The sequence below is a fragment of the Pseudomonas sp. F007 genome, from assembly GCF_057814275.1.
In genome coordinates this window covers 411246-428631 of the sequence record NZ_JBVATA010000001.1, presented here as the reverse complement: position 1 = coordinate 428631, position 17386 = coordinate 411246, and the positions used below count along the sequence as shown (strand labels likewise).

Annotated in this window: 19 protein-coding genes and 1 tRNA gene; 16 read left to right on the top strand and 4 right to left on the bottom strand. The window is 59.7% G+C overall.

Annotated features, from left to right (window positions below; genetic code table 11):
- Positions 1-43: 43 nt before the first annotated feature.
- From aspS to nadA, 16 genes are all read left to right on the top strand, one after another.
- A complete protein-coding gene (gene aspS, locus ACZYR5_RS02145; protein WP_489088117.1) occupies positions 44-1819 on the top strand; it encodes an aspartate--tRNA ligase in 1776 nt (591 codons plus the stop codon).
- A 114-nt stretch (positions 1820-1933) separates the two neighbouring features.
- A complete protein-coding gene (locus ACZYR5_RS02140; protein ID WP_489088118.1) occupies positions 1934-2680 on the top strand; it encodes a YebC/PmpR family DNA-binding transcriptional regulator in 747 nt (248 codons plus the stop codon).
- A 119-nt stretch (positions 2681-2799) separates the two neighbouring features.
- On the top strand, positions 2800-3324 hold the full coding sequence (gene ruvC / locus ACZYR5_RS02135; protein WP_489088119.1) for a crossover junction endodeoxyribonuclease RuvC: 525 nt from the start codon (positions 2800-2802) through the stop codon (positions 3322-3324).
- 105 nt (positions 3325-3429) lie between these two features.
- Entirely contained in the window at positions 3430-4041 is a 612-nt protein-coding gene (gene ruvA, locus ACZYR5_RS02130) for a Holliday junction branch migration protein RuvA (RefSeq protein ID WP_105753871.1), read from the top strand.
- Complete coding sequence (gene ruvB / locus ACZYR5_RS02125; RefSeq protein WP_027619827.1) at positions 4042-5103, top strand: Holliday junction branch migration DNA helicase RuvB; 1062 nt, start codon at positions 4042-4044, stop codon at positions 5101-5103.
- 136 nt (positions 5104-5239) lie between these two features.
- Positions 5240-5707: a tol-pal system-associated acyl-CoA thioesterase gene (gene ybgC / locus ACZYR5_RS02120; protein ID WP_027619828.1), complete on the top strand. Its 468-nt coding sequence runs from the start codon at positions 5240-5242 to the stop codon at positions 5705-5707.
- Positions 5697-6392: a protein TolQ gene (tolQ, locus tag ACZYR5_RS02115; RefSeq protein ID WP_027619829.1), complete on the top strand. Its 696-nt coding sequence runs from the start codon at positions 5697-5699 to the stop codon at positions 6390-6392. The genes ybgC and tolQ overlap by 11 nt, the downstream gene beginning before the upstream one ends.
- Before the next feature lie 23 nt (positions 6393-6415).
- On the top strand, positions 6416-6868 hold the full coding sequence (tolR, locus tag ACZYR5_RS02110) for a protein TolR (RefSeq protein ID WP_162530237.1): 453 nt from the start codon (positions 6416-6418) through the stop codon (positions 6866-6868).
- Positions 6868-7947, top strand: a complete 1080-nt coding sequence (gene tolA, locus ACZYR5_RS02105; RefSeq protein WP_489088120.1) for a cell envelope integrity protein TolA — start codon at positions 6868-6870, stop codon at positions 7945-7947. The genes tolR and tolA overlap by 1 nt, the downstream gene beginning before the upstream one ends.
- Before the next feature lie 17 nt (positions 7948-7964).
- Positions 7965-9245: a Tol-Pal system beta propeller repeat protein TolB gene (gene tolB / locus ACZYR5_RS02100; RefSeq protein WP_256829937.1), complete on the top strand. Its 1281-nt coding sequence runs from the start codon at positions 7965-7967 to the stop codon at positions 9243-9245.
- 52 nt (positions 9246-9297) lie between these two features.
- A complete protein-coding gene (pal, locus tag ACZYR5_RS02095; protein ID WP_003178634.1) occupies positions 9298-9795 on the top strand; it encodes a peptidoglycan-associated lipoprotein Pal in 498 nt (165 codons plus the stop codon).
- A 6-nt stretch (positions 9796-9801) separates the two neighbouring features.
- A complete protein-coding gene (gene ybgF, locus ACZYR5_RS02090) occupies positions 9802-10623 on the top strand; it encodes a tol-pal system protein YbgF (RefSeq protein WP_256829938.1) in 822 nt (273 codons plus the stop codon).
- A gap of 167 nt (positions 10624-10790) precedes the next feature.
- The gene (gene queE / locus ACZYR5_RS02085; RefSeq protein ID WP_489088121.1) at positions 10791-11438 is read left to right on the top strand and encodes a 7-carboxy-7-deazaguanine synthase QueE; all 648 of its coding nucleotides are present in this window, start codon (positions 10791-10793) and stop codon (positions 11436-11438) included.
- Position 11439: 1 nt separating this feature from the next.
- The gene (gene queC, locus ACZYR5_RS02080; RefSeq protein WP_489088122.1) at positions 11440-12132 is read left to right on the top strand and encodes a 7-cyano-7-deazaguanine synthase QueC; all 693 of its coding nucleotides are present in this window, start codon (positions 11440-11442) and stop codon (positions 12130-12132) included.
- A 63-nt stretch (positions 12133-12195) separates the two neighbouring features.
- Positions 12196-12271: transfer RNA gene (locus ACZYR5_RS02075), tRNA-Lys, on the top strand.
- Between the two features lie 273 nt (positions 12272-12544).
- Complete coding sequence (gene nadA, locus ACZYR5_RS02070) at positions 12545-13603, top strand: quinolinate synthase NadA (RefSeq protein ID WP_027619836.1); 1059 nt, start codon at positions 12545-12547, stop codon at positions 13601-13603.
- Between the two features lie 46 nt (positions 13604-13649).
- Here the strand turns inward: nadA and ACZYR5_RS02065 are convergent, their stop codons facing one another.
- The 4 genes from ACZYR5_RS02065 to ACZYR5_RS02050 all read right to left on the bottom strand — a co-directional run bounded on the left by ACZYR5_RS02065 (position 13650) and on the right by ACZYR5_RS02050 (position 17377).
- A complete protein-coding gene (locus tag ACZYR5_RS02065; protein WP_489088123.1) occupies positions 13650-14138 on the bottom strand; it encodes an RDD family protein in 489 nt (162 codons plus the stop codon).
- Positions 14139-14234: 96 nt separating this feature from the next.
- A complete protein-coding gene (locus ACZYR5_RS02060; protein ID WP_007977299.1) occupies positions 14235-14447 on the bottom strand; it encodes a cold-shock protein in 213 nt (70 codons plus the stop codon).
- 390 nt (positions 14448-14837) lie between these two features.
- Positions 14838-15962 carry a glycine cleavage system aminomethyltransferase GcvT gene (gcvT, locus tag ACZYR5_RS02055; protein WP_489088124.1) on the bottom strand — a complete coding sequence of 375 codons (1125 nt, stop codon included), beginning with the start codon at positions 15960-15962 and terminating at the stop codon, positions 14838-14840.
- Between the two features lie 38 nt (positions 15963-16000).
- Positions 16001-17377 (bottom strand): L-serine ammonia-lyase, encoded by a 1377-nt coding sequence (locus ACZYR5_RS02050; RefSeq protein ID WP_489088125.1) that lies wholly within the window; start codon positions 17375-17377, stop codon positions 16001-16003.
- Positions 17378-17386: the final 9 nt, after the last annotated feature.

The following is a 17386-nucleotide window of genomic DNA, read 5'->3' as shown; positions in this document are numbered from 1 at the left end:
ACCTCCCATCGAATTTCGAATTACGAGAAGTGAAACCACGACCATGATGCGCAGCCATTATTGCGGCCAACTGAACGAAAGCCTGGACGGCCAGGAAATTACCCTTTGCGGCTGGGTTCACCGTCGCCGTGACCACGGTGGGGTGATTTTCCTCGATATCCGTGATCGTGACGGTCTGGCCCAGGTGGTGTTCGACCCGGATCGCGCCGAAACCTTCGCCGTTGCCGACCGTGTGCGCAGCGAATACGTGGTCAAGGTGACCGGCAAGGTGCGCCTGCGTCCGGCCGGCGCCACCAACGCCAACATGGCGTCGGGCATGATCGAAGTGCTGGGTTACGAACTGGAAGTATTGAACGAAGCGGAAACCCCGCCGTTCCCGCTCAACGAGTTCTCCGACGTTGGCGAAGAAACCCGCCTGCGTTATCGCTTCCTCGACCTGCGTCGTCCGGAAATGGCCGAGAAGCTGCGCCTGCGTTCGCGCATGACCACCAGCATCCGTCGCTACCTGGACGAGAACGGCTTCCTCGACGTCGAGACGCCGATCCTGACCCGTGCCACTCCGGAAGGCGCGCGTGACTACCTGGTCCCAAGCCGTACCCACGCCGGCTCGTTCTTCGCCCTGCCGCAATCGCCGCAGCTGTTCAAGCAGCTGCTGATGGTGGCTGGCTTCGACCGTTACTACCAGATCGCCAAGTGCTTCCGTGACGAAGACCTGCGTGCCGACCGTCAGCCTGAGTTCACTCAGATCGACATCGAGACCAGCTTCCTCGATGAAAAAGACATCATGGGCCTGACCGAAGGCATGATCCGCAACCTGTTCAAGGAAGTGCTGGATCTGGAATTCGGCGAGTTCCCGCACATGACCTTCGAAGAGGCCATGCGCCGCTACGGTTCCGACAAGCCGGACCTGCGCAACCCGCTGGAACTGGTGGACGTTGCCGACCAGCTCAAGGAAGTCGACTTCAAGGTGTTCAGCGGCCCGGCCAACGACCCGAAATGCCGTATCGCTGCACTGCGCGTTCCAGGCGGGGCGAGCATGCCGCGCAAGCAGATCGACGACTACACCAAGTTCGTTGGCATCTACGGCGCCAAGGGCCTGGCGTACATCAAGGTCAACGAGCGTGCGGCCGGTGTTGAAGGTCTGCAATCGCCGATCGTGAAAAACATCCCGGAAGACAAGCTCAACGTGATCCTCGATCGCGTGGGTGCGGTCGACGGTGACATCGTGTTCTTCGGCGCCGACAAGGCCAAGATCGTCAGCGAAGCCCTGGGCGCGCTGCGCATCAAGCTGGGTCACGACCTCGACCTGCTGACCTGCAAGTGGGCGCCAATGTGGGTCGTCGACTTCCCGATGTTCGAAGAAAACGACGACGGCAGCTTCTCCGCGCTGCACCACCCGTTCACCGCGCCGAAGTGCACGCCGCAAGAGCTGGAAGCCAATCCGGCTGGCGCGCTGTCCCGTGCATACGACATGGTGCTCAACGGCACCGAGCTGGGTGGCGGTTCGATCCGTATCCATCGCAAGGAAATGCAGCAGTCGGTCTTCCGTCTGTTGGGTATCAATGAAGCGGAACAGGAAGAGAAGTTCGGCTTCCTGCTCGACGCGCTGAAATACGGTGCACCGCCGCACGGTGGCCTGGCCTTCGGCCTGGACCGCCTGGTGATGCTGATGACCGGCGCCCAGTCGATCCGTGAAGTGATCGCTTTCCCGAAAACCCAGAGTGCTGCCGACGTCATGACGCAAGCGCCGGGTGTGGTGGATGCCAAGGCGCTGCGCGAGTTGCACATTCGCCTGCGCGAACAGCCAAAGGCAGAGTAAGGCTGGCCAGCCGGGCGTCTCTACGGATGCGCCCGGTTGTCACAACCCGATGTCGTTGCCCGCTCGCCTTCAAGGGCGCGCGGGCATTGTTTTTTTGAGAATTCGGAGCGAGTTATGGCGGGTCATTCCAAGTGGGCAAACATCAAGCACCGCAAAGAACGTCAGGATGCCAAGAAGGGCAAGATTTTCACCAAGTGGATTCGTGAGCTGACCGTTGCTGCCCGTCAGGGTGGCGGCGAGCCGGGTTCCAACCCGCGTTTGCGCCTGGCGTTGGACAAGGCCCTGGGCGCCAACATGAGTCGCGACATCATCGATCGGGCGATCGCTCGGGGTGCCGGCGCTGCCGATACTGACGACATGGTCGAGCTGACCTACGAGGGTTACGGCCCAGGTGGCGTGGCGGTGATGGTCGAGTGCATGACCGATAACCGTAACCGCACCGCGGCGGCAGTGCGTCATGCCTTCAGCAAATGTGGCGGCAACCTCGGGACCGATGGCTCGGTGGCCTACCTGTTCGAACGCAAGGGGCAGATCTCCTTCGCACCCGGTGTCGACGAAGACGCGCTGACCGAAGCGGCGCTGGAAGCCGATGCCGACGACATTGTCACTCACGAAGACGGCTCGATTGACGTGTTCACCTCGTTCACCAGCTTCTACGCCGTACGTAACGCGCTGGAAGCGGCGGGGTTCAAGGGCGATGACGCGGAAATTGTCATGCAGCCGACCACCAGCGCCGAACTGGACCTGGAGGGGGCGGAGAAAGTCCTCAAGCTGATCGACATGCTTGAAGATCTGGATGACGTGCAGAACGTTTATTCCAATGCGGATATCCCGGAAGACGTCGCTGCGCAACTCGGTTGAGGGCAGGCGGTACTGGATGTGGGGGTAGGTCGGCGCCGAATGCGACTATTCGAGCAGGCTCGCTCCCACATTTGTATTGTGTTGTATTGAAATCGTCGTTCACATTTCCTGCAGGCGTTATGACTTTAATCCTAGGTATCGACCCCGGGTCCCGCATCACCGGTTATGGCGTCGTACGCGATACCGGCCGTGGGTGTGTGTACGTGGCGTCCGGGTGTATTCGCACCGGTAGCGGTGAGCTACATGAACGGTTGCAAATTGTTTATCGCGGCGTCCGTGAGGTTATCCAGACCTACGGTCCAGTGACCATGGGCATCGAAAAGGTGTTTATGGCACGCAACGCCGACTCGGCGCTGAAGCTGGGCCAGGCGCGGGGCGCGGCGATTGTCGCGGGGGCCGAGGAAGGTCTGGAGATCGCCGAATACAGCGCGACCCAGGTCAAGCAGGCCGTGACCGGCACCGGCGCGGCAAATAAGGAGCAGGTGCAGATGATGGTCATGCACATGCTCAAGCTGGTGGCCAAGCCGCAAATCGACGCTTCGGACGCCTTGGCGATTGCCATTTGCCATGCCCACACTCGCTCCAGCCTGTTGCCCCATGGCCTGGGTACGGCGCGCGCGCGTGGCGGTCGTCTTCGCTTGTGATCTGATAGCATCAGTCCACTTGTTTTTTCCGTTGAGCGTTTTGCGCCTGTGCTGTCGGCGATCACGCTCACTTTGCTGTTCGAAAGCCAGTTAAGGATTTGAAACGTGATTGGACGTTTGCGCGGCACTCTAGCTGAGAAACAGCCGCCGCACCTGATTCTCGATGTCAACGGCCTGGGCTATGAGCTGGAAGTGCCCATGACCACCCTGTATCGACTGCCGTCAGTCGGTGAGCCGATCACCTTGCACACTCATCTGGTGGTGCGCGAAGACGCGCAGTTGCTCTATGGTTTCATTGGCAAGCGCGAGCGCGACTTTTTTCGCGAGCTGATCCGCCTCAATGGCGTCGGCCCGAAACTGGCGCTGGCCTTGATGTCGAGCCTGGAGGTCGATGAGCTGGTGCGTTGCGTGCAGGCGCAGGACACTTCGGCGCTGACCAAGGTGCCGGGCGTCGGCAAGAAGACCGCCGAGCGCTTGCTGGTGGAACTCAAGGATCGCTTCAAGGCCTGGGAAACCGTGCCGAGCATGTTTGCCCTGGTGCCGAACCAGCCGGACGGCCCGGCCCAGCCAGTGGCCTCGGCGGAGAACGATGCGGTGAGCGCGCTGATTTCCCTGGGCTACAAGCCGCAGGAGGCCAGCAAGGCGATTTCCGCGATCAAGGAGAAAGGCTTGAGCAGTGAAGACCTGATTCGTCGTGCCCTGAAGGGAATGATCTAAGTGATTGAAGCTGATCGTCTGATTGCCGCCACCGGTGGCCCGCGTGAGCGCGAAGAAGTCCAGGACCGGGCGATTCGTCCGGTCAGCCTGGCCGACTATATAGGCCAGCCGACCGTGCGCGAGCAGATGGAACTGTTCATCCAGGCCGCGCGTGGCCGCAACGAATCCCTCGACCACACCCTGATCTTCGGTCCGCCGGGCCTGGGCAAGACCACCCTGGCCAACATCATTGCCCAGGAAATGGGCGTGTCGATCAAAAGCACTTCGGGGCCGGTACTGGAGCGGCCGGGTGACCTGGCGGCACTGCTGACCAATCTCGAGCCCCACGACGTGCTGTTCATCGATGAAATCCATCGCTTGTCGCCGATCGTCGAGGAAGTGCTGTACCCGGCCATGGAAGACTTCCAGCTCGACATCATGATTGGCGAGGGGCCGGCAGCGCGCTCGATCAAGCTCGACCTGCCACCCTTCACCCTGGTCGGCGCCACCACCCGCGCCGGCATGCTGACCAACCCGCTGCGTGACCGCTTCGGCATTGTTCAGCGCCTGGAGTTCTACAGCACCGCCGATCTGTCGACCATCGTCAGCCGATCGGCTGGCATTCTCGGCTTGCCCATGGAGCCGGAAGGTTCGTTTGAAATCGCCCGCCGCGCGCGGGGCACGCCACGAATTGCCAACCGCTTGTTGCGGCGGGTACGGGATTTTGCCGAAGTTCGCGGCAAGGGGCATATCACCAAGCCGATTGCTGACCTGGCACTCAACCTGCTGGACGTCGACGAGCGTGGCTTCGATCACCAGGACCGGCGTTTGCTGCTGACCATGATCGAGAAGTTCGATGGCGGGCCGGTCGGGGTCGACAGTCTCGCGGCGGCTATCAGTGAGGAGCGGCACACCATCGAGGACGTGCTGGAACCCTACCTGATCCAGCAGGGCTATATCATGCGTACGCCGCGGGGGCGGGTCGTGACACGACACGCGTATCTGCATTTCGGCTTGAATATTCCTTCGCGTATGGGCGAAATGCCTGTAGTAGACGAGTTTCTCGACGCGGTGGACGAATAATGGCGGTCTGCGCCGATCCAAACCGGTTTTTCGCGGTCTCAGATGGCTGGCGAAGCCTTGTTTGCGAACAAAGGCGCAGAACAACGAAAAACAGTTGCCTGAGCGGATTGGCAATGTGAGGAGTAAGCACTAGAGTATGCGCGCGCAAAACGGGCTAGAGTCGTTCGCACATCGCTGTCGCGTTTATTACGAGGACACCGATGCGGGCGGCATCGTGTATTACGTTAATTACCTCAAGTTTATGGAACGGGCTCGAACCGAGCGGCTACGTGAGCTGGGCTTTGCCCAATCGCAGCTGGCAGGCGAGGACCTGTTGTTCGTCGTGCATTCCAGCGAAGCGCGCTATCACGCGCCGGCGCGACTGGACGACGAGCTTGTGGTGAGTGCTGAAGTAATCGAATTGAACCGTGTCAGCCTGCGCTTCAAGCAGCAGGTCAGGCGAGCCACGGATAATGCACTGCTCTGCGAAGGGCAGTTTCTGGTGGCCTGTGTGCGCACCCATAGTTTGAAACCCCGGGCCATTCCCGAAGCTCTACGTGCGGCCTTTGCCGACGTGAGCGGCGCGGGTACACACTCAAAGCAGGAGATAAAGCGTGGAAGCTAACGTCGTCGACCATTCCTCCATGTGGAGCCTGGTCAGCAATGCCAGTATCGTGGTGCAACTGGTAATGCTGACCCTGGTGGCCGCATCGGTGACCTCATGGATCATGATCTTTCAGCGCAGCAACCTGCTGCGCGCCGGTCGACGTGCCCTGGAGAGCTTCGAGGAGCGCTTCTGGTCAGGTATCGACCTGTCCAAGCTGTACCGTCAGGCGGGCAGCAACCCGGATCCGGATTCCGGCGTCGAGCAGATTTTCCGCGCTGGTTTCAAGGAATTCTCCCGTCTGCGCCAGCAACCGGGTGTCGATCCTGAAGCGGTCATGGAAGGTGTAGCGCGTGCGATGCGCGTGGCCATCTCCCGTGAAGAAGAAAAGCTCGAGCAAAGCCTCCCATTCCTCGCCACCGTCGGTTCGGTCAGCCCGTACATCGGTCTGTTCGGTACGGTGTGGGGCATCATGAACTCCTTCCGCGGCCTGGCCACTGCCCAGCAAGCGACCCTGGCCACCGTGGCTCCGGGTATTGCCGAGGCACTGATCGCCACTGCTATTGGCCTGTTCGCTGCAATCCCGGCTGTTATCGCTTACAACCGTTTCTCTGCGCGCAGCGAAACCCTGATCAGCCGTTACTACACCTTCGCCGACGAATTCCAGGCGATCCTGCACCGTAAAGTGCACACCAGCGAAGAATAAGCAGGTATTTCCCAATGGCTTTAATCGCTCGAGCTCGCAAGAAGCGCAAGCCGGTCGCCGAGATGAACGTAGTGCCCTACATCGACGTGATGCTGGTGCTGCTGGTCATTTTCATGGTGACCGCGCCGATGCTCAATCAGGGCGTGAAGGTTGATCTGCCCAAGGTTTCCAGCGAAGCCTTGCCGCAGGACAACAACACCCAGGTCCTGACCATTTCGATCAAGGCTGACAAGACCTATTACTGGAACCTTGGCAGCGAAGTCGACACCGAAAAGCAGCAGGATCGCGCCATGACCCTGCCGCAGATGACAGATGCGGTGACCAAGATCATTCGCGCCGGCAACGAAGGTGGCAAGCACACCCAGGTATTCATTCGCGGTGACAAGACCGTCGACTACGGCGCCGTCATGGGCGCCATGGGTGGGTTGCAGAAAGCCGGGGTCGGTAATGTTGGCTTGATTACCGAGGCGCCCTGATGCAGCAACAGCGAGAGCCAACAGCCTCGGAAAGCTACTTCTGGCCTAGCGTCTGGGCAATCGGCCTGCACGTACTGGTGTTCGGCATGCTGTTCGTCAGCTTTGCCTTTACCCCGGAGTTGCCGCCGGCCAAGCCGATCGTCCAGGCGACCCTGTACCAGTTGAAATCGAAAAGTCAGGCGACCACCCAGACCAATCAGAAGATTGCGGGTGAAGCGAAGAAATCCGCTGCGCGCCAGACCGAAGTCGAACAGATGGAACAGAAGAAGGTCGAGCAGGAAGCGGTGAAGGCTGCGGAACAAAAGAAAGAAGAGGCGGCTCAAAAGGCCGAGGAAGCCAAGAAGGCCGACGAGTCGAAGAAAGCGGAAGAGGCGAAGAAGGCTGATGAAGCCAAGAAGGCCGATGAAGCGAAGAAGACCGCCGAAGCCAAGAAGGCAGAAGAGAAACAATTGGCTGATATAGCCAAGAAGAAAGCCGAAGAAGAAGCCAAGAAGAAGGCTGAAGAAGAGGCCAAGAAAGCCGCCGCTGAAGAAGCGAAGAAAAAGATAGTCGAGGACGCGAAGAAGAAAGCCGCGGAAGACGCCAAGAAGAAAGCTGAAGCGGACGAGGCGAAGAAGAAAGTCGCCGAGGAAGCGAAGAAGAAAGCTGCTGCCGATGCTGCGAAGAAAAAATCGCAGGAAGCGGCACGTAAATCCGCCGAAGAGAAAAAGGCCCAGGCCCTGGCAGATTTGCTTTCCGACACGCCGCAGCGTCAGCAGGCCTTGGCCGATGAGCAGGGTGACGAAGTTGCCGGCAGTTTCGATGACCTGATTCGAATGCGTGCAGCGGAAGGCTGGGCTCGTCCACCTTCGGCCCGCAAAGGAATGACGGTTCAGCTGCAAATCGGCATGTTGCCGGACGGTACGGTGACTTCGGTCAAGGTGCTCAAGTCCAGTGGCGACGGTCCGTTTGACGCTTCGGCTGTAGCGGCAGTGAAGAATATTGGACGATTGACAGAAATGCAGGGAATGAAGCCGAGCGATTTTGCTCCGTATCGTTCATTCAAGATGACATTCACACCTGAGGATCTAGCCCCGTGAGAAACCTCCTTCGAGGAATGCTCGTCGTTATTTGCTGTATGGCAGGGATAGCGGCGGCAGATGAAAAAAACATTCTGGTTACCAGCGGCAGTGATCGGGCAACGCCGATTGCGGTCGTTCCGTTCGGCTGGCAGGGCGGTAGCGTCCTGCCGGACGACATGGCAGAAATCATTGGTAACGATTTGCGTAACTCGGGTTATTACTCGCCGATTCCAAAGCAGAACATGATCAGCCAGCCGACCCAGGCCAGTGAAGTCATCTACCGCGATTGGAAGGCCCTGGGCGCCCAGTACATCATGGTCGGCAGCATTGTTCCGGCGGGCGGTCGCCTGCAGGTGCAGTACGCGCTGTTCAACGTCAACACCGAGCAGCAGGTGCTTACCGGCAGTGTGTCGGGCGGTGTCGACCAGTTGCGTGACATGGCGCACTACATCTCCGACCAGTCGTTCGAGAAACTCACCGGGATCAAGGGTGCCTTCTCGACTCGACTGCTGTACGTGACGGCCGAGCGCTTCTCCGAGAAGAACACGCGCTACACCCTGCAGCGTTCGGACTATGACGGTGCCCGTGCGGTGACCCTGCTGCAGTCACGCGAGCCGATCCTGTCGCCGCGTTTCGCGCCAGACGGCAAGCGCATCGCCTATGTCTCGTTCGAGCAGAAGCGTCCGCGTATTTTCATGCAGAACATCGACACCGGTCGCCGTGAGCAAATCACCAATTTCGAAGGCTTGAACGGTGCTCCTGCCTGGTCGCCGGATGGTCAGCGCCTGGCGTTCGTGCTGTCCAAGGACGGCAACCCGGACATCTACGTGATGAACCTCGGTTCGCGCCAGATCACCCGTGTGACTGCGGGTCCCGGCATCAACACCGAGCCGTTCTGGGGCAAGGACGGCTCGACCATCTACTTCACCTCCGACCGTGGCGGCAAGCCGCAGATCTACAAGACCAGTGCGGGCGGTGGCGGTGCCGAGCGTGTGACTTTCGTCGGTAACTACAACGCCAACCCGAAACTGTCGGCTGATGAAAAGACTCTGGTGATGATCCATCGCCAGGAAGGTTTCACCAATTTCAAAGTGGCGGCCCAGGATTTGCAGCGCGGTAGCGTAAAAATCCTCACTGATAGCACTCTGGACGAGTCGCCTACTGTTGCGCCCAACGGCACCATGGTAATCTACGCCACCCGCCAGCAGGGCCGGGGAGTCTTGATGCTCGTGTCCATCAACGGACGCGTAAGGCTCCCGCTTCCTACCGCTCAAGGCGAAGTCAGAGAACCTTCCTGGTCCCCTTACCTGAACTGACGCGGCGCTATACGTTGTACTTAACACATTGGGGTTCATTAGGAGTTTCACGATGGAAATGCTGAAGTTTGGTAAGTTTGCTGCGCTGGCTCTGGCCATGGCTGTAGCTGTAGGTTGCTCGTCCAAAGGCGGCGACAACGCCGGTGAAGGCGCTGTTGATCCAAACGCTGGTTACGGCGCAAACACTGGTGCAGTTGACGGTTCCCTGAGCGAAGAAGCTGCTCTGCGCGCAATCACCACCTTCTACTTCGAATACGACAGCTCGGACCTGAAGCCAGAAGCCATGCGCGCTCTGGACGTTCACGCCAAAGACCTGAAAGCAAACGGCGCTCGCGTTGTTCTGGAAGGCAACACCGACGAACGTGGTACTCGTGAGTACAACATGGCACTGGGCGAGCGTCGTGCGAAAGCCGTTCAGCGCTACCTGGTACTGCAAGGTGTTTCCCCAGCTCAGCTGGAACTGGTTTCCTACGGCGAAGAGCGTCCAGTTGCTACCGGCAACGACGAGCAGTCCTGGGCTCAAAACCGTCGCGTCGAACTGCGTAAGTAATTCGTCATGCGAACGTGCCGTCGTGCTGTAACTGTCTTGGCTCTCAGTCTCGCGCCGCTTGCGGCGTGGGCTGCGGTTCCTGTGGTCGATAACGATTCCGGTTATAACAATAGCGGGAGCAGTTATCCGCCTGCGGGTTACGGTACGAACGGCGCCTATGCCGGGGGAGGGGTTTCGGCCCCTGTCTCGGCACAGGGCGAGCTGTTCAACCAACTGCAACAGATGCAGGAACAGATCGCGCGCCAACAAGGCGTGATCGAGGTTCTGCAAAATGATGTAGCGCGCATGAAGCAGGAAAGCCTGGAGCGATACCAGGATCTTGATCGGCGCATAGGAACCGGCGGTGCACCCGCTGCGGCTCCTGAAAATTCTCCAGCCGGTGGCAATGCTGCCGCCGGTGCAGCAGCAGGTGCGGCCGCCGCCGCGCCTGCCGCAAGCAGCGAACCGGGTGATCCGGCGAAGGAAAAGCTGTATTACGACGCAGCCTTCGACCTGATCAAGGCCAAGGATTTCGACAAGGCCAGCCTGGCTTTCGCCGCCTTCCTGCGCAAATACCCGAACAGCCAGTATGCGGGCAACGCCCAGTACTGGTTGGGTGAAGTGAACCTGGCCAAAGGCGACCTGCAAGGCGCTGGCCAGGCATTTGCCAAGGTTTCGCAGTTGTATCCCAAGCACAACAAGGTGCCGGATTCGCTGTACAAGCTCGCTGATGTAGAGCGCCGCCTGGGTCATACCGACAAGGTAAAAGGCATTCTGCAGCAGGTGGTCAGCCAGTACCCTGGCACCTCCGCCGCCCAGTTGGCGCAGCGCGATCTGCAGCGCATGTAAGGCTGTTTGACCCGTGTATCAAGAAACCCGCGCTTATCGCGGGTTTTTTCGTTAGAATTCACGCCCTTTTTCGAAACACCGCTTTTTGGGATCTGCGCGTTGGCGGGGTTCCATCAAGTGCCTGACGGAGGCGGACAGCCTGTTTAGCTGTTACGCCCGTGGCGACTATGCAAGACACATTGAGAATTACCGAAGTTTTCTACTCGTTGCAGGGTGAAACGCGGACTGCCGGGCTGCCCACTGTTTTTGTGCGCCTCACTGGTTGCCCGTTGCGTTGCCAATACTGCGACAGCGCCTACGCCTTTACCGGCGGCACCGTTCGATCGCTCGACGACATCCTCGAGCAGGTCGCCGGTTTTCGTCCGCGTTATGTCTGTGTCACCGGTGGCGAGCCACTGGCGCAGCCCAACGCCATTCCCTTGCTCAAGCGCCTGTGCGATGCCGGTTACGAGGTGTCACTGGAAACCAGTGGCTCCCTCGATATCTCGGCGGTCGATACCCGGGTCAGTCGCGTTGTCGACCTCAAGACCCCGGGCTCGAAAGAAGCCCATCGCAATCGCTACGAAAACATTGAACTGCTCACGGCCAATGATCAGGTCAAATTCGTGATCTGCTCGCGCGAAGACTATGACTGGGCAGTCTCCAAGCTGATCCAGTACGGTCTGGCCGATCGAGCGGGCGAAGTACTGTTCTCGCCGAGCCACCATGACCTGAATGCGCGCGACCTGGCTGACTGGGTTGTCGCCGACAACCTGCCGGTGCGCCTGCAGTTGCAGTTGCACAAATATCTTTGGAATGACGAGCCGGGGCGCTGAAATGACTGAACAACTGAATGCGGTAGAAAAACGTGCGGTGATCCTGCTGTCCGGTGGCCTGGATTCGGCGACGGTCGTCGCCATGGCCAAGGCCGAAGGCTACCGTTGCTACACCATGAGCTTCGACTATGGTCAGCGCCATCGGTCCGAGTTGCAGGCAGCCGAGCGCGTTGCCCGTGACCTGGGCGTGGTCGAGCACAAGGTTATCGGCCTGAACCTGAACGGTATCGGCGGTTCGGCGCTGACTGACAGCTCCATCGATGTGCCTGAAGAGTTGGGCGAAGGCATTCCGGTCACCTACGTGCCGGCCCGCAATACGGTGTTCCTGTCGTTGGCCCTGGGTTGGGCTGAAGTGCTGGGCGCGCGGGACATCTTCATTGGCGTCAACGCCGTCGACTATTCCGGCTACCCGGATTGCCGTCCCGAGTTCGTCGAAGCCTTTGAGCGCATGGCCAACCTGGCGACCAAGGCCGGGGTCGAGGGCAATGGTTTCCGTATCCAGGCGCCGCTGCAAAACCTCAGCAAGGCGCAGATTGTGCAGGCTGGCGTGAAGCTTGGCGTCGACTATGCACTGACGGTTTCCTGCTATCAGGCGGACGATAACGGTGCTGCCTGTGGCAAATGCGACAGCTGCCGCCTGCGTGCTGAAGGCTTCAAAGCGGCCGGAATCAGCGACCCCACCAATTATTTTTGATTTATTTGCACATAGGTGTTGAATAGTCCTTAAAAATCAGTATTATACGCACCACAACGAAGCGGGTCGTTAGCTCAGTTGGTAGAGCAGTTGGCTTTTAACCAATTGGTCGTAGGTTCGAATCCCACACGACCCACCATATTTGGCGGTTTAGAAAATCCGGAAGGCCCACGAAAGTGAGGATTTCCGGGTTTTTTTTTGCCCGCGATTCGGGCTCGATGCAATCAAGGGCTGCTGTACCGCGTGACCGACACAGAATGATCTTTTGCATCTTGGGGATATTCTGTAGCCTTGCGCAGCTTCAACGCTGTCCGTGCCTGATGAATACTCACTTTCCCGGCGGTACCCTGATGGGTCCGGAGCCGGGTGTATACTCGACTTTCGCGCAAACGCGCCCGCAGGTCTTGCGAACATGACGCAAATTTCCGAACGCCTTCTGGTTCAAGCCCACCTCGACGCCAAGCAGCCCAAGCCGCTGACCCCCGCCGAAGAGGCTCACTATCGCGCCGCCATCGCCGCCGAGCTCAAGGCTCAGGACGCGGTGCTGGTTGCACACTTCTATTGCGACCCGATCATCCAGGCCCTGGCTGAAGAAACCGGTGGCTGTGTTTCCGACTCCCTGGAAATGGCCCGCTTCGGCAATGCGCATCCGGCCAAGACCGTGGTCGTCGCCGGCGTGAAGTTCATGGGTGAGACGGCGAAGATCCTCAACCCGGAAAAGCGCGTGCTGATGCCGACGCTGGAAGCGACCTGCTCGCTGGACCTCGGTTGCCCGGTCGACGAGTTTTCGGCGTTCTGTGATCAGCACCCGGAGCGCACGGTGGTGGTGTATGCCAATACCTCGGCCGCCGTGAAGGCGCGTGCCGACTGGGTCGTGACTTCGAGCTGCGCGCTGGAGATCGTCGAAAGCCTGATGGATAACGGCGAGACGATCATCTGGGGGCCGGACAAGCACCTGGGCACCTACATCCAGCGTAAGACCGGTGCCGACATGCTGCTGTGGGACGGTGCCTGTATCGTTCACGAGGAGTTCAAGGCCAAGCAGCTGGAAGACATGAAAGCCCTGTACCCGGACGCCGCGATTCTGGTCCACCCGGAGTCGCCGACGGCCGTCATCGAGCTGGCGGATGCCGTGGGCTCCACCAGCCAGTTGATCGCTGCGGCGCAAAGCCTGCCGCACAAGACCCTGATCGTCGCCACCGATCGCGGCATCTTCTACAAGATGCAGCAGTTGTGCCCGGACAAGGTCTTCATCGAGGCGCCAACGGCTGGTAACGGCGCGGCCTGCCGCAGTTGCGCGCATTGCCCGTGGATGGCCATGAATACCCTGGAGCGCACCTTGCAGTGCCTGCGTGAGGGCTCAGGAGAGATCTTCGTCGAGCCATCGCTGATCCCCCAGGCGATTCGCCCACTCAAGCGCATGCTCGATTTCACCGCCGCAGCGCGGATGAAGCTGGCGGGTAACGCCTGAATAAAAAGAGCCCCGATCATTCGGGGCTTTTTTTGCATCGTGACGATCACTTTTTCTTTTTTGGAATCCGCACCAACTGGCTGTTGGAATACATGTCGTGCCAGCTGCGGTGCTGCTTGTCGAACAGGCTCCAGAAGAACCCAAGGCCGACGCACAGCAGCGAGGCAATCGCGACCACGAAGCGCAGCAGCGCCTGCCACAGGCTGATGGCCGAGCCGTCGGCATTCTGCACGCGGATGCACCAGACTTGCATGCCCAGGGTCTGCCCGGAATAGGTCCAGAACTTGGCGAAGAAGGCAAACAGTACGAACAGCAGCACGGTGGACAGCAGGGGGTCGCCGTCGAGGGCGCCGGCGTCGGTCAGGGCGCGCATTCGTTCTTCGCCGATAATTGCCATCTGCACCATCTTGTAGATGCCGCCGGTGACGATCATCAGCGCGGTGCACAGCAGAAAGTCATAGAACATCGCTGCCAGACGACGACCCAGGCCAGCGACAGGAAATTCGCCCTGGGGGGTAAGCAGGTGTTTCGACATGGCAGGCTCTCGGCGGAAAAAGGAAGCCATTTTACGGATTTACGCGCACAAAAAAGCCCCTGATGTCAGCATCAGGGGCTTTTTCGTTACAGAAGATTAAGCTTCTGCTTGAACTTCGTCAGCCTGCATGCCTTTTTGGCCCTGCACAGCGATGAAGGTCACTTTCTGGCCTTCTTTCAGGCTCTTGAAGCCGTTGCCCTGGATGGCACGGAAATGTACGAACAGATCCGGGCCGCTTTCTGGAGTGATAAAACCAAAACCTTTTTCGTCGTTAAACCACTTGACGGTGCCGCTCTGACGTTGGGACATTTCTTATTTCCTTTGACGCAAAAATTAATGACAGCCTCTTTCTCATGAAAGAGTACTGGGGCTGGTTGCAGGAAGGAAGAAAGACGTAGAACGGGTGTAGCGAAACTTGTTGGCTACTGCCCAGGTCACGATTCCAAGCGACCCATGCAAACACAGTGGATAAACTCTACGCCAACTACCACAGAAAAAACAAGCCCCTGTGAAAGCCTTGTATTGCTGGGCTTGGCGCTGTTTGCGTGGCTTATTCGATACAGCTGTTCAATTGTTTTCGATTGTTATAAGCCGAGTTCATAAACGAAGCTTATAACCAAACCAATGCACTGTTTTATGGCGACTGCGTTACAGTTTAGTGCACTGTTACGCAGTCGCGTTACTTATCGGAACAGTTCTTCAGCCGCGATAGTAGCGTTGTGGGACAAATGGCATTTTGCTTACAAGCAAAGGCACCTTTTTGCCACGGACGATGGCCCAGACCTGGGTGTCGAGTGCGGTGTAGGCACTGTTGAGGTAACCCATCGCCAAAGGACCGCCCAGGGTCGGTCCGAAACCGCCGCTGCAGACGCTGCCGATGATCTCGCCGGCTTCGTTGACGATCTCCGCGCCTTCGCGCACCGGGGTGCGTTCCTGAGGCAGCAGGCCGACCCGTTTGCGAGCCACACCGCTTTGCTGCTGGGCAAAAATCTGCTCGGCACCCGGGAAACCGCCCGCACGTGCGCCATCGGCGCGCCGTGGCTTGGAGATGGCCCACAGCAGGCTGGCTTCGATTGGCGTGGTCTGGGTGTTCATGTCGTGGCCGTACAGGCACAGACCCGCTTCCAGGCGCAGCGAGTCGCGGGCACCGAGGCCGATCGCGGCGACTTCGGGTTCGGCCAGCAGGGCGCGGGCCAGGGCTTCGGCGTGTGTCGCCGGTACGGAGATTTCAAAGCCGTCTTCGCCGGTGTAGCCCGAACGGCTGACAAAGCACTCGACGCCCAGCAGGCTCACCCGGGTGAACTGCATGAAGGTCATTTTCGCCACCTCCGGCGCCAGGCGTGCCAGTACGGTAACCGCGGCCGGGCCTTGCAGGGCGAGCAGGGCGCGCTCCTCGAACAACGCCTCGATCTGGCACTGATCGCCGATATGCGTGCGCAGGTGCGCCAGGTCCTGGTCCTTACATGCCGCGTTGACCACCAGGAACAGTTCATCGTTACCGAGGTTGGCCACCATCAGGTCGTCGAGGATGCCGCCTTGTTCGTTGGTAAACATTGCGTAACGCTGCATGCCTACCGGCAGGTCGATGATGTCCACCGGCACCAGGGTTTCCAGGGCGCTGGCGGCATTGGCACCGGTCAGGCGGATCTGGCCCATGTGCGAGACGTCGAACAGCCCGGCCTGATCGCGGCTGTGCTGGTGCTCTTTCATCACGCCCAGCGGGTATTGCACCGGCATGTCGTAGCCGGCGAACGGCACCATGCGTGCGCCCAGTTCGATGTGCAATGTGTGCAGCGGGGTTTTCAGCAAGTGTTCGGTGGACATATTCAGCTCCTGGAAAAACGGGTGGGGGTGCGCGGGCATCAGCACTCGATAATGTTGACGGCCAAACCGCCGCGGGCGGTTTCCTTGTATTTGCTTTTCATGTCGGCGCCGGTCTGGCGCATGGTGCGGATGACCTTGTCGAGGGAGACGAAATGCTGCCCGTCGCCGCGCAAGGCCATGCGCACCGCGTTGATGGCCTTGACCGAACCCATGGCGTTGCGCTCGATGCAAGGGACTTGCACCAAACCGCCAATCGGGTCGCAGGTCAGGCCGAGGTTATGTTCCATGCCGATTTCGGCGGCGTTCTCGACCTGCTGGACGCTGCCGCCGAGCACTTCGCACAGCGCCCCGGCCGCCATTGAGCAGGCCACGCCCACTTCGCCCTGGCAGCCCACTTCGGCACCCGAGATCGAGGCGTTTTCCTTGTACAGGATGCCGATGGCGGCGGCGGTGAGCAGAAAGCGCACTACACCATCTTCGTTGGCCCCCGGAATGAAGCGCATGTAGTAATGCAGCACGGCAGGGATGATCCCGGCGGCGCCATTGGTCGGTGCCGTCACCACACGGCCGCCGTTGGCGTTTTCTTCGTTGACTGCCAGGGCATACAGGTTGACCCAGTCCAGTACCGACAGCGGGTCGCGCAGCGAGGATTCCGGGTTCTTGCACAGTTGCCGGTGCAGGGCCGCGGCCCGCCGTTTGACCTTCAGCCCGCCGGGCAGGATGCCTTCATTGCGGCAACCGGCATCGACGCAGTCCTGCATCACTTGCCAGATATTCAGCAGGCCAGCGCGGGTTTGCGCTTCCGGGCGCCAGGCGCTTTCGTTGGTCAGCATCACCTGACTGATGGACATGCCGTAGGTGCTGCAATGCCCGAGCAGGTCCTTGGCGCTTTTGAACGGGAAGGTCAGCGGCGTGGCGTCCTCGACAATGCGATCAGCGCCGGCGGCGTCTTCGTCGACGACAAAACCGCCACCCACCGAGTAGTACTCGCGACTGCGAATTTGCAGGCCGGCGGCATCGAAGGCGCGAAAGATCATGCCATTGGGGTGATAGTCCAGTGGCTTGCGGATCATCGCCAGATGGAGTTTTTCATTGAATTCGATGGGGTGTTCGCCGAGCAGATTGATCCGGCCGCTGCTGCGAATTTCCAGCAGACGGGCGGCGATGTTCTCGGTGTCCACGGTGTCCGGGTGTTCGCCTTCCAGGCCCAGTAGTACCGCCTTGTCACTGCCGTGGCCTTTGCCGGTGGCGCCGAGCGAACCGTACAACTCGACCTTGACGCTGCTGGTGGCCTTGAGCAGGTCGTCACGGCGCAGGCCCTCGACGAAGCGCGCAGCCGCCCGCATCGGGCCGACGGTGTGGGAACTGGAAGGGCCGATGCCAATCTTGAACAGGTCGAACACGCTTAACGACATGGTTGTTCT